General features: G+C 45.8%; 12 protein-coding genes and 1 riboswitch. Of the genes, 1 reads left to right on the top strand and 11 read right to left on the bottom strand.

Annotated features, from left to right (window positions below; genetic code table 11):
* Nucleotides 1-2 precede the first annotated feature (2 nt).
* The 8 genes from priA to IGI96_RS07515 all read right to left on the bottom strand — a co-directional run bounded on the left by priA (nt 3) and on the right by IGI96_RS07515 (nt 7,455).
* On the bottom strand, nt 3-2,405 hold the full coding sequence (priA, locus tag IGI96_RS07550; RefSeq protein WP_086338834.1) for a primosomal protein N': 2,403 nt from the start codon (nt 2,403-2,405) through the stop codon (nt 3-5).
* A 128-nt stretch (nt 2,406-2,533) separates the two neighbouring features.
* On the bottom strand, nt 2,534-2,839 hold the full coding sequence (gene rpoZ / locus IGI96_RS07545) for a DNA-directed RNA polymerase subunit omega (protein ID WP_005232977.1): 306 nt from the start codon (nt 2,837-2,839) through the stop codon (nt 2,534-2,536).
* 5 nt (nt 2,840-2,844) lie between these two features.
* A complete protein-coding gene (gene gmk, locus IGI96_RS07540; RefSeq protein ID WP_005230308.1) occupies nt 2,845-3,459 on the bottom strand; it encodes a guanylate kinase in 615 nt (204 codons plus the stop codon).
* Between the two features lie 124 nt (nt 3,460-3,583).
* Entirely contained in the window at nt 3,584-3,865 is a 282-nt protein-coding gene (locus IGI96_RS07535; RefSeq protein ID WP_005230307.1) for a hypothetical protein, read from the bottom strand.
* A 13-nt stretch (nt 3,866-3,878) separates the two neighbouring features.
* A complete protein-coding gene (locus IGI96_RS07530; RefSeq protein ID WP_010748861.1) occupies nt 3,879-4,763 on the bottom strand; it encodes a YicC/YloC family endoribonuclease in 885 nt (294 codons plus the stop codon).
* A gap of 27 nt (nt 4,764-4,790) precedes the next feature.
* A complete protein-coding gene (locus IGI96_RS07525; RefSeq protein ID WP_005230288.1) occupies nt 4,791-5,006 on the bottom strand; it encodes a YdbC family protein in 216 nt (71 codons plus the stop codon).
* The gene (locus tag IGI96_RS07520) at nt 4,999-6,663 is read right to left on the bottom strand and encodes a patatin-like phospholipase family protein (protein ID WP_086338835.1); all 1,665 of its coding nucleotides are present in this window, start codon (nt 6,661-6,663) and stop codon (nt 4,999-5,001) included. Before IGI96_RS07520 ends, IGI96_RS07525 begins: the two co-directional genes overlap by 8 nt.
* Nucleotides 6,664-6,738: 75 nt before the next feature.
* Nucleotides 6,739-7,455 carry a class A sortase gene (locus IGI96_RS07515; RefSeq protein ID WP_086338836.1) on the bottom strand — a complete coding sequence of 239 codons (717 nt, stop codon included), beginning with the start codon at nt 7,453-7,455 and terminating at the stop codon, nt 6,739-6,741.
* Between the two features lie 231 nt (nt 7,456-7,686).
* On the opposite strand from IGI96_RS07515, the gene IGI96_RS07510 reads away from it, so the two are divergent.
* On the top strand, nt 7,687-8,475 hold the full coding sequence (locus IGI96_RS07510; RefSeq protein ID WP_438784980.1) for a hypothetical protein: 789 nt from the start codon (nt 7,687-7,689) through the stop codon (nt 8,473-8,475).
* Between the two features lie 55 nt (nt 8,476-8,530).
* Here the strand turns inward: IGI96_RS07510 and thiT are convergent, their stop codons facing one another.
* The 3 genes from thiT to glmU all read right to left on the bottom strand — a co-directional run bounded on the left by thiT (nt 8,531) and on the right by glmU (nt 11,902).
* On the bottom strand, nt 8,531-9,103 hold the full coding sequence (gene thiT / locus IGI96_RS07505) for an energy-coupled thiamine transporter ThiT (RefSeq protein ID WP_280517189.1): 573 nt from the start codon (nt 9,101-9,103) through the stop codon (nt 8,531-8,533).
* 52 nt (nt 9,104-9,155) lie between these two features.
* Nucleotides 9,156-9,257: riboswitch (TPP riboswitch) on the bottom strand.
* Nucleotides 9,258-9,438: 181 nt separating this feature from the next.
* A complete protein-coding gene (locus tag IGI96_RS07500; RefSeq protein WP_005230276.1) occupies nt 9,439-10,413 on the bottom strand; it encodes a ribose-phosphate diphosphokinase in 975 nt (324 codons plus the stop codon).
* A 115-nt stretch (nt 10,414-10,528) separates the two neighbouring features.
* Complete coding sequence (glmU, locus tag IGI96_RS07495; RefSeq protein ID WP_005230274.1) at nt 10,529-11,902, bottom strand: bifunctional UDP-N-acetylglucosamine diphosphorylase/glucosamine-1-phosphate N-acetyltransferase GlmU; 1,374 nt, start codon at nt 11,900-11,902, stop codon at nt 10,529-10,531.
* Between the last annotated feature and the right edge of the window lie 112 nt (nt 11,903-12,014).

Raw genomic sequence — 12,014 nt, 5'->3', positions numbered from 1 at the left:
CTCTAAATAAAATTCAACGGCTCTTGGTCAATCGACACGTACAATCCTTTGCGCTGATCGATTTGACTTTGATCCAACAGACGGGTCAACAAAGCAGGTAGCTGCGGTTCATTTTTGTATTTAATGATCAATTGGTAGTAATAACGGTTTTTCACCCGTAAAATCGCACTGGGTGCCGGCCCCAACAAAATACTCTGCGGTGACAGCTCCTGCTGCAGATCCCGCGCGATCGCAAACATCTTCTGAGCTGCGACTTGCTCTTCGGGATGGCTGCAGGTGATTTTGACGGTGAAATAATACGGTGGATAGCCGCTTTGGTGCCGCATCCACATCTCTTTTTGATAGAAATCTTCGTAATCTTGCGACTGCGCCAATTGGATGGCGTAGTGCTCAGGGTTGAATGTTTGGATCACCACTTCGCCGGTTTTTTCCGCCCGACCTGCTCGACCACTGACCTGAGTCAACAGCTGGAACGTCCGTTCACTTGAACGAAAATCTGGCAAATTCAAGGCGGTATCGGCATTCAAGACCCCTACCAGTGTGATATCAGGGAAATCCAAGCCTTTGGCGATCATTTGAGTCCCTAACAAAATATCCGCTTTTTTCTCCCCAAACAAGGTCAAGATTTTTTCATGGGCGCCTTTTTTGCGGGTGGTATCGACATCCATCCGTAAGACCCGCGCTTCGGGAAACAGTTCCTTCAACTCTTCTTCCACTTTTTGCGTACCCGTTCCGTAATAACGAATCTTGTCTGCATTGCAGTTGGGGCAACGATGGGGGATGTGTTCTTCATGTCCGCAATAATGACAACGCATCGTTTTGGTATCCATATGCAGCGTCAAGGAGATGTCGCAATTTGGGCAAGGCAAAACATACCCGCAATCGCGGCACATCACGAAGGAAGAGTAGCCGCGCCGATTCAGCAGCAAGACGATCTGTTCTTTGCGGGCCAAGCGGTCTGTAATTTTTTCCTGTAACGGACGAGAAAAGGTTTGATACTTTTTATTGGCAAATTCGGTACGCATATCCACGACTTCGATCTGCGGTAATTGCGCACTGGTTTTTGCCCGCTGATTCAATTTCAATAAGCGGTAGACTTCTTTTTGCGCCCGGGCACGAGATTCCAATGACGGCGTCGCACTGCCTAACACCACTGGACAGTGATGGTACTGGCTGCGCCAAATCGCTAAATCTCTCGCATGGTAACGAGGGGCTTCATCTTGCTTGTAGGAGGCTTCGTGCTCCTCATCGACGATGATGACCCCGATGTTTTTCAACGGAGCAAAAATCGCCGAGCGGGCGCCAACCACCACCTGCGCCTCCCCGCGTTCGATCTTACGCCATTCATCGTATTTTTCACCTTGGGACAAGCCGCTGTGTAAAACAGCCACTGCGTCGCCGAGACGGCTTTTAAAGCGTTCGACCATTTGCGGGGTCAATGCGATCTCTGGCACGAGCATGATCGCGGTTTTGCCTTGTTTCAGCAATTGGGCGATCGCTTGCAGATAGACTTCTGTTTTTCCACTGCCGGTGATCCCTTCCAGTAAAAAAGTCTGTGCCTCTTGGTTATCCGCACAAGCAGTGATTTGCGCTACTGCAGCTGCCTGTTCTTCATTTAATTCAAGCGGGACCGTTTTTTGAAATTGACGGTCTTTATAAGGATCACGGTAGGCTTCAACTTCCGTAAAGGTCAGCCAACCAGCTTCTTGCGCTTGGTTCAAAGCCGCGGTGGAAATCCCTTGTTCGGTAAAAAAGGAAACCGGCAAGCGGGCTTCCTCTGTCAAAATCTGTAAGATTTCCAGCTTGCGTTTGGACCCTTTGCGCAGCTGTTGCTGGACGGCGGGGATTTCTGCTGGATCGATCTTGCGTTCAATGTAACGGGTCATTTTCGCTTTGTTTTTATTTTTCACGAGATACTGCAATTCAACTACTGCGGCTTCCCGCAAAGGCTTCAACTGCGGCAACAGCCCTGCACTTTCGGCGTCTTGCCAGCTGAGGATGCCGTTTTCGGGAAAATATTCTTTGATGGGATGATTTCCTTCCAGCAAAACGATCTGCTTTTGGTACTCGGCTTTCATCACACTAGGCAGCATCGTCTGCAAGCAAGTGATCTTAAAGGCAAAGGTCGTTTCCTTCATGTAGTCGGCTAATTGGAGAAGTTCTTCATTGACGACAGGCGACAAATCCAACAAACGAACGATTGGTTTTAAGGTCTGCTGCGTTTCGGCAACTTCTGAAAGGCCGACGACGAACCCTTGGATATGGCGGTCGCCCTTGCCAAATGGCACTTCGACCCGCATCCCTGTCTCAATGGCGGCTTGTAATTCTGATGGGATCAGATAGGTAAAAGGCTGATCGGTCTGCATCGTGGGAACATCCACGATCACTTCTGCTATGTACGCCATTTCTTCTCCTCCTTTTAGGTTCTATTTTACTAAATGGGTGGGGGTTTGTCTGTACCCCTTACAAAAATTTAACCATCATCATTCAAAAGAAAAAGCCAGAACACAGGCGTGCTCTAGCTTGCTTTTGTCTATAGCTTTTGTTCGTCGCGGATACGCGCTTCTAATTCTTTTTGTTCTTGGTCTTTTTGCGCTTTGCGCTCTTCTTGTTCCATTTTCAAGCGGGCACGCTTGATTTCTGGATGCGGATCATTAACGACTAATTCCGCTTCGATTTCTTCAAGTGCTTGACCCACGCTTTTCACTGAATCAAAGTTTTCTAGTGTTGCTTGCGCACCGGCATCAAGTTCATGCGCCCGTTTGCTTGCTAAGATCACTAATGAATATTTTGAATTGACACGATCCAACAAAGAATCGATTGAAGGTTTTAACATCATATTTCTTACAGCTCCTCTAACATTTTGATATAGGTTCCGATCACTCGGTCAACGCGAAAATGTTCACTTGAAATAATTTCGCGAATTCGTTGGACTGCCTTAGGTACTTCATCATTGACAACGGCATAATCATATAAAGCCATCATTTCGATTTCTTCACGGGCGACACGCATCCGTTCATCGATCACTTCGGCAGAGTCGGTTCCTCTTCCTGTAATACGAGAGCGTAATTCTGCCAGATCAGGTGGCGTCAGAAAAATAAACACACCATCGGGAACTTTGTCTTTTACTTGTTTTGCCCCTTGCACTTCGATCTCTAAAAACACATCTTTTCCTTGATCCAGTGTCTGTTGGACATAAGATAATGGGGTTCCATAATAATTGCCGACATATTCGGCGTATTCCAGCATTTCACCGGCTTCGATCAAGGCTTCAAATTCTTCACGCGTGCGGAAATAGTAATCGACCCCTTCCACTTCCCCCTCGCGTTTTTGACGAGTGGTCATTGAAACGGAATATTGAAAATCGTTGTCGTCACTCTCAAAAATTGCTTTGCGCACGGTCCCTTTCCCTACTCCGGAAGGTCCTGATAAAACTATAAGTAATCCTCGCTCTGACATAATGACGTCCTTTCACTGACATTTGCTTAACGTCTATTTTGCACTTTTTTTCAGCAACTTTCAAGAACTACTTTATTATAATGGGAATTTCATGAAATTGCTAGTCTACACTTTGGCCGCTTTCTTAAAAGCCCATGTTGCTTAAGGTATTGATGACCCCTGCCAATTCGTCTTTAGCGGTGATCGCTTTTTCAGTAGGATCCGTCACTTCTTGGCAATCGATACGTACGATGTACCGACGATTTAAAGAAACAGCTACGCCATCAACTAATAGATGGAGAAAATCTGGCTCGATGGCTACGCAAGCATCTTCCCACGCAGAGAAATTCTCTTTGTCAGAAGGAATACTGCGCTTGATGACATTTTTTCCGCTTAGTTCGTGAAAGGTGATATCGTAATATTTCATTGGTTCATTCCTCCTACTCGATGTTTTGAACTTGTTCTCTGATTTTTTCAATGATCGTCTTCATTTGGACGACACTGTTTTTGATTTGGATCGGACTTGATTTTGAGCCAATCGTATTGACTTCTCGGTTCATCTCTTGAATCAAGAAATCCAGCTCTCGACCTATCGGTGTCTCAGCTGCCAGCAGCTCCGTCATCGTCGTTAAATGGATACTTAAACGATCCAGTTCTTCGTGGATATCGCCGCGTTCTAATAAAATCGCTAACTCTGTCAGTAAACGATCGCGATCGACTTCTTCCCCTAAATAAGCAGTCAGTTTCTTTTCAAAGCGTTCTTGGTAGTCCGCCTCATAGAGGGCCACGAATTGTTTGAGTTCTGTCAGCTTTTCCTGCAGCTGTCGCTGGTTTTCTTGCAAGATCTGCAAAATACCTTGCCCTTCCACCCAGCGGCTTTGATCGATCGCTGCCAGCGCTTGATCTAATGCTTCCATCACGCCATCGGCCAAGGTGCTTTCTTCTGGCTCTTGATCAGAGATCGTTAGAAAGGCCTCATGGAGCAGGAATTGTTCTAGCAATGCTGCTTTTGGCAGCTCTGCTAGGTCAAAACGGTCTTTGGCTTCGGTATCGATCTCCTGCATGAAACGTTCCAGCAAGTCCCATTGGATCTCGATCTGTTTCGTATTTGTGGTTTTTTCTTTTAACGTCACATACAATTCGATTCGTCCTCGCTGGAGGGTCTGCTTGATCGACTGCCGTAAAGCACCTTCTAGAGGATTCAATTGTTTGGGCATTCGCAGCTGCAGGTCCAAAAAGCGCTGATTGACACTTTTGATCTCAATTTCGATCTGCACATCTGGCGTTTCTGCACTGCCTTTGCCAAAACCAGTCATACTTTTCATTTGATCACTCCTCACCGTTTTGCTTTCTTACATGGAAAGCAGGGCTTTTTTAAGTTCTGCAAATTCTTCATTGGATAAGGTCACGCCTTTGCCCATCTTTTCGTGCTCTGGGCCCCAATCTCTCAGATCAAATTTTGGCGGACGCCCATTCCAGCTCACCAAATTCAATTCTTTGCGCCAGCCTCTTTGATTTTCCGAAAGCACGGCGATCTCTTCAACGATTTCATACGAAAATTTATCCATTTTCTGCTCCTTTCAAAAGATAGTGACTATACGCTGCCATTAAAGCGGTCAGCGGGTAACGCCGACGAATCTGCTGAAGGGCGGGCAGATTCAATTGCTGCGTCCGATAAAAAAAGAAAAAGCGGTTTTGCTCGGACAAGACAAAAAAACGGTCGCGATAATAGCTCAGCCACTCGGTGATCGACCAGGCATCGGCTTCTTCCACTGCCTTTAGCGCAATTTTTTCAGCTAAAGCCGTTAGAATCGTTTCCTCCTCATAAATCACCGTAGGCGCTAGATACAATACTTTCGCGGTACACTCTATCAGTATACGCCCCCACTGCTCAAATGGCACATCCTGTTGATAGAATTTACGCATTTTTTTCCAAAATTCTTTTTTCTTTAGTTCCTGATAAAGCAGCGGGTCTGTCTGGCGCAGCTCTTTCAAAAAGCCCCGCCATAACGGCTGAAAATCAACCGTCCTTTCAAAGGTATACCAATGGCCTTGGTATTTGCCGAACACTTTCAAGGTTTCCAAATAGCCTAAGGTCATATTATCCAGCGAACGCTGGGCATCAAAAACCAAAAAGCTGCCTAAGGACCAAGGAGACCCCAACGAAAGCTGCGCAGTTTCTTCCGTCACAACCGTCCTTTTATTGATGCCAGGTCCTTGGACATCCACGGTGATACATTCCGTTGCCCCTTGCTGGACAGCGACATCGATGGGCAGGTTGTTGCGGTAGCCGCCATCGATGTAATAAGCGTCGTTAATTTTTTGCGCCTGCATCGCTGGATAAAATGAAGCGGATGCCAACAACCAATGCAGATTTTCCTCTACTGCGGATGGATCAAAGGCATAAACCGTCTCCTTGAAATCGGGCAGACGAGTCGTACAGATCAGCAAGCGACAAGCAGTTTGGCTGAATTTTTCTTGATCAAAGGTCTTTTGCAAAAGCTTTGCCAACGGTTCGGTACTGGCACCGTTGCTTTTGACCGCTTCGCGGACCAGCGAATTGGCTTGATTCATCAAATCTCGCAGCGTTTGGGCACGTACCGAAGCAAGCGGATAGTGCAATACTTGCTCGTTAGAGATATTTGCCCATAAATCGACGGCCGCTTCCACATCGTTCATTAAAATCAAGGCGCCATTCAAGGCACCGACGGAAGTTCCCGTGATCCATTTAAAGGTGATGCCCCGTTCTTGCAGCGCTTGCCAAACACCGATTTGATACGCCCCGTGAGCACCGCCACCGCCTAAAACCAGCGCCGTCTGATAAGCTAGCGCTTTTTGATACCCTTGAGGGACCACCTGATACCCTTGCTGGATAAACCACTCAGCCAAGGGGGTTCGATGAGGAAGCTGCCACAAGACAGCTGCTACAAAACGACTGCGAGCAAAGCTTTCTGTCACGGCTAGCAGTTGTTTCCAAGTAAAATCGGCGGCTGCTTCCACCAGCAGATTGGTGATAGTCAGTGTCTTTTGGTCAAAATCAAACTGCCCAGCAAAGTAAAAACGTCCGTAACGGCTGTCGATCTGCCAGCCCTGCTGCGCTATATCGGCTAGAAAGGCTCGTCGCGCTTTTGAATGCGACTCAAAAAAGGAAAAGACGAGTCGGCTTTCTTGAAACCCTGCCCTTTGTGCAAGAAAATCGATCGAAGTCAGTTTTTTCACTTTCATCAAGACGCCTCCTCAAGCAAAAAAGAATAGACGAATGACACGCCAGCTGCCGTACCACTCGAGCTATTCTTTTGATTAAAATGTTCGTTGTGCCATGTTGAATGCCGCCAGCATCTCATCCGTTGCTTCGTCGACAGGCGTTACAGATTCCAGATCCCCTTGGATCACACGACGGGTGACACCGCCCATTTCGCCACAGGTGATCAGCGTGATCATTTTACGGCCTTCCACTTCGTCAAGCAAATAGACATCGGTCGGGTCGACCCGCACAGAAGAAGTCGCGGTATACGTGTAAATATTTTCCAGATCGGTCACATAGATAGCCGCTCCGATGGCGACATCATCCAATGGCGTAAACAAAAGCTCTGGCGATTGAGCGCGATGGCTGGCTAGTGCGTAATTGCGTTCCCCCATTTTTTGGGTGGGACTTAACGTACCAGCACCATACAGCAAGGCCTCGTTGGCCAAGCCTTTAAAAATCGGCAGATTGATCCCCACACTAGGAACCGCCACGCCGCCGATCACTGGCAAGGCTTTGTTGCTCAGCTGCGCCCGTAAGACTGCTTCTGAACTCGCCGGCTCCACGGCATCAAAATCAAAGGTCGCTTCCGCTTCCATATTTTTTTCCACATCACTGCGATCAATGGTGCCGACTGCGTAAGCTTCACCTGTTTGCTTAATAAAATAATTTTTGATTTGATTATTAAAAATCAATGCTAAACCAATCAATAACAGCAAAAGCAAAAAGAGATTGCTCAGCCAATTCGAAAGTCTGCGTTTCTTTTTTCTCATAGGTTTTCGTCTCCATTAGTTTCTTCTTTTATCATACCAAAATCCTCATAAAGACGCCAATTTTGGCCAGTTTTTTTACGAAAAGACAAGATTTGCCTTTTTTTGTCGAAAAAGGGAACTTAAAAATTGTTTTTTCTGTTATTTTGTAATATAACTTTAAACGAAAAGATACAAGCAATTTTCAGCGCTTTGTTGTAGAATGAACTTAGTATATAGGAGGGATCGATCGGCATGTCTAACACGATTTACGTACATATTGATACAACCAGCAATGCCGTCTTGACCCGCGGGCTTGCCCCCCAAGATTTTAACAAGAGCATCGTCCATCAGCCCAAGAATTTGCTCTTACTTGATCCTTCCAGTGATTTCGGCGAATTCGACGGTCATACAGGCTTAAAAGTGATACGCGGAATGGAAGACGTCCAACTGTTTTTTCAGCAGATCAACAAAGGTCGTGTTGCCGAAGAAATGAAGTGGATCGATTTTAATGATTACGAGATGGTCAAAGAATTGACGCCTTTAGAGATCTCCGAGTTGTTATATTTTGGCCACATGAAGACACACCTCCACTCCCCTTTCTTTTACAAACTGCAAAATAACTTTGTTTTCTTTGACTTAAAAGATGCACGTTCCCGCATTTATTATCGCTATTTAGATGAATATTATCGGATCTTGGCGGATCGGATCACCCGCATCGTCTTAGAAAAAATCAATGATCGCCTCTCCTTTTTTAAAAAAGCAACACCGGTGGAAAAGCTCGATTTTAATTTGCTGAAAGAATTGCGGGGAATCATGCAAGAAGGCATCGTCTTTTGTCTGACACAAGAACAATTGATCGACAGAACCTATACGATCCCGATCTATCTGTCAGAAGATGCTGGCTTAAAAAACACGCTGGTCAATCAAAAAGAGCTGGATCAAATCGCTGTTTTACGCTATTCAGCCAGCAAAAAAAGCTGGTCGTTGGAAATCGACCAAGAAGATCTAGCGTTTGGCTTTATCGACAAAAAAATGTCTTGATGCTTCTCTTTCTCAAAGAGCATCAAGACATTTTTTGATGGTTCCATTTCTAAAACTAAGCTTTCGGGACAAATAATTTCGGGGCTGCCTTGACTAAGAGACCTAGGACGACCCCTACATAAACGATATTGATAATGACCGATGTCCCATTGAAGATCAAGGAATACAGATACGGACTTTGTCCTGGCGGTGCATACATTCCCCAGACAAAGACCCCAGCCCAATAATGCCAAAACCAACGGCTGATCACCGCCACGATGCCCCCTAAGACGACATACCACGTAACGGTTTTGCTGTTTTGACGGATCGCTTGCTGGATTTTATTAGCAAACAAGCCGCCCATCCCGCCAAAAGCAAAGGCAAAGGGGTATTCAAAGATGATCTGTGGAACGGTGATAAAGTTACGCATGGCGCTACCAATCAAAATATTCAGCAAGCCCCACATAAATCCAGCCGTCATTCCCGGCAGCACTCCGCGACGATACGAATACAAGACCAAGGGCACGAGACCTAGAGACAAGTCGATACTGGAATTGGCTGTCTGGATCGGGATATACGACAAGACGACCCCAATTGCAGCGATCATCGTTCCTTCCGTCCACACCTGCAGCGACATTTTTCGTTTCAAAAAAAACTCCTCCTTTAGAATCATCACAATTCACAAAGGAGAAGTGTTGGACACTTCAACTCGTCACAATTCCTACGTTCGCATGATCGAAACAGGTACGAAGGGTTTAGAGTACTCTCATTCTCAGCCTTTGCAGACTCCCCTTTGTGATTAGATTCTATTTTATTTTTTGCTTGCATTTCGCAAGTCACTTTCAAGAATACCATAAATTGGTGAAAAGAAACATGACTGCGATCGTTTTTTCTAAAAACATCCTGAAACTCCTCAGAAAAAAACAGCCAATGAGGGGCTAAAGACCGACCATTGGCTGTTGTTCTCATGCTTATGAGACACGATTAAATTGATAATTTTGATTCAAACAGTGGACTGACTGGTTTGTTCTCATGGATTCGTTTGATCGCTTCGCCCATCAAGGCACCGACACTGATCTCATCGATTTTTTTCGACTTGCGGTCTTCTGGCAAGTGAATCGAATCTGTCACAACTAGATGCTCAATGGCAGAATCTTCGATCCGTTCCAAGGCAGGTCCTGACAAAACAGGGTGGGTACATGAGGCGTAAACACTTTTAGCACCTGCTTGTTTCAACGCATTCGCAGCCAATGTGATGGTACCAGCAGTATCGATCATATCGTCGATCAAGACACAAGTTTTGCCCTCAACATGACCAATGATATTCATGACTTCTGCTACGTTGGCTTTCGGACGACGTTTGTCGATGATCGCGATTGGTGACTTAAGAAACTCAGCTAATTTACGGGCACGAGTCACGCCCCCGTGGTCTGGTGAAACGACGACGACGTCATCGCCTTGAATGCCTCTTTCCAAGAAGTAGTTGGCGATCAATGGTGCACCCATCAAGTGGTCAACTGGGATATCAAAGAACCCTTGAATCTGTGAGGCATGCAAATCCAGTGTAACCATGCGGTTCGCACCGGCTTTTTCGATCATGTTTGCTACAAGTTTTGCGGTGATTGGTTCTCTTGATCGCGCTTTGCGGTCTTGTCTTGCATAACCATAATAAGGCATTACTACATTGATCGTCTTCGCACTGGCGCGCTTCAAAGCATCGATCATGATCAGCAATTCCATTAAGTTATCGTTTACAGGGCTGCTGGTTGATTGAATCACGTAGACGTGGGCACCACGAATACTTTCTTCAATATTCACTTGGATTTCACCATCGCTAAATTGTTTGACTGAACACTTACCTAATTCAACACCTACTGCAGCTGCGATTTTTTCCGCCAAAGGACGATTTGAGTTCAGAGAAAAAATCTTCAATCTTGGATCAAAATAATGATTTGACATGAGAACCTCCACTTTCTTTGCGTTCATCTAGAAAAAAATGACTCCTTTTACTAGAATCTTCTTCCTAATAAATAGTAGTCATTTTTCCTTAAGAAATCAAGTCATTTCGCTATTTCTAATTTAGATAAGGCAACTTTTTCGCGTAATCCGCTTTATTTTCCTGACGGGCGCGGGCAATCGCCATACTGTGTTTAGGAATATCTTTGGTGATCGTTGAGCCAGCAGCGATCATCGTTTCCTCTTCGATGGTCAATGGTGCAACTAGATTGGAGCCAGAGCCGATAAAGCAATTGTCGCCGACAGTCGTTTTGAATTTGCTCTTGCCGTCATAATTAACAAAGACTACGCCGCAACCGACATTGATGTTTTTGCCTAAGGTCGCATCGCCAACATAAGACAAGTGTCCGACTTTGGTGCCTTCACCAATCGTCGCATTTTTGACCTCCACAAAGTTCCCGATATGGGCATGGGCCAAAATTTCCGCATGGGGACGAAGATGGGCATTGGGACCGACATCGGCGCCATCATGAATGATGCTCTCCTCGATCGTCGATGCCTTGATCGTCACTTGGTTGCCGATCTTGCTGTCTTCTATTTCAGAAGCTGCCGTAATGACACAGTCTTCTCCGATCGTCGTCTTCCCTTTGATGGTGACACCGGCTTCGATCAGAGTATCTGATCCGATCACAACACCTTCGTCGATATAAGTCGTTGCCGGATCGATCAAGGTCACGCCATTTTGCATGTGCTGACGATTGATCCGCTGACGCATCAAGCGATTGGCTTCGGCTAAGGCGATGCGGTCATTGACTCCTAATGATTCATGAAAATCTTCGGTTTGATAAGCAGCGATGATTTTGCCGTCTTCCTTTAAGATCTCGATGATATCAGTCAAGTAGTACTCCCCTTGGGCATTGTCCGTATCTAATTTTGCCAAGGCGTCAAATAACAATTCATTATCGAAGCAATACGTCCCTGTATTGATTTCTTGGATCAGCGCTTCTTCGATCGACGCATCTTTTTGCTCAACGATTTTCTCCACGATACCGACACGATCCCGCACGATTCGGCCATAGCCTGTTGGGTCTGCCGCTTGCGCCGTTAAGATTGTCGCCGACGCATTTTTCCCTTGGTGGTAATCGAACAAGTTATTCAAGGTTTCCGTCGTCAATAACGGTGTATCCCCACTGATCACTAAGGTCGTCCCTTTTTTGCCTTTTAAAAACGATTCGGCTTGAACGACAGCATGGCCAGTACCCAATTGTTCGGCTTGTAAGGCATAGTTGGTGCGATCCCCCAGTTGCTCTTTGACCATTTCTGCCCCGTGACCGACGATCGTCACGATCTCTTCAGGATTTGTTTCCACCACTCGATTCATGATGTGCTCCACCATTGGTTTGCCACAAACAGGATGTAACACTTTATATAACTTCGATTTCATGCGCGTGCCTTTTCCAGCCGCTAAAATTATTGCAAAACGTGCGTCCACGTATTCCACTCCTATCAATCTGAACGATTTTTGTTCACTGAATTTCCTATAAACAGTTTAGCCCAAGTACTTGTAAATTTCAACGATTTAAGGAATCCCCACCTAGACCAAT

Origin of the sequence: Enterococcus sp. DIV0421 (assembly GCF_051713745.1) — a bacterium.
GTDB classification, from domain to species: domain Bacteria; phylum Bacillota; class Bacilli; order Lactobacillales; family Enterococcaceae; genus Enterococcus_D; species Enterococcus_D casseliflavus.
The sequence above is the reverse complement of the archived record's forward strand: the minus strand, read 5'-3'. Positions and strand labels throughout refer to the sequence as shown.

Coding starts and splice junctions, on each gene's coding strand:
- priA (WP_086338834.1), bottom strand. CDS start 2,405: ATGGCGTACATAGCAGAAGTGATCGTGGATGTTCCCACGATGCAGACC.
- rpoZ (WP_005232977.1), bottom strand. CDS start 2,839: ATGATGTTAAAACCTTCAATCGATTCTTTGTTGGATCGTGTCAATTCA.
- gmk (WP_005230308.1), bottom strand. CDS start 3,459: ATGTCAGAGCGAGGATTACTTATAGTTTTATCAGGACCTTCCGGAGTA.
- IGI96_RS07535 (WP_005230307.1), bottom strand. CDS start 3,865: ATGAAATATTACGATATCACCTTTCACGAACTAAGCGGAAAAAATGTC.
- IGI96_RS07530 (WP_010748861.1), bottom strand. CDS start 4,763: ATGAAAAGTATGACTGGTTTTGGCAAAGGCAGTGCAGAAACGCCAGAT.
- IGI96_RS07525 (WP_005230288.1), bottom strand. CDS start 5,006: ATGGATAAATTTTCGTATGAAATCGTTGAAGAGATCGCCGTGCTTTCG.
- IGI96_RS07520 (WP_086338835.1), bottom strand. CDS start 6,663: ATGAAAGTGAAAAAACTGACTTCGATCGATTTTCTTGCACAAAGGGCA.
- IGI96_RS07515 (WP_086338836.1), bottom strand. CDS start 7,455: ATGAGAAAAAAGAAACGCAGACTTTCGAATTGGCTGAGCAATCTCTTT.
- IGI96_RS07510 (WP_438784980.1), top strand. CDS start 7,687: ATGTCTAACACGATTTACGTACATATTGATACAACCAGCAATGCCGTC.
- IGI96_RS07500 (WP_005230276.1), bottom strand. CDS start 10,413: ATGTCAAATCATTATTTTGATCCAAGATTGAAGATTTTTTCTCTGAAC.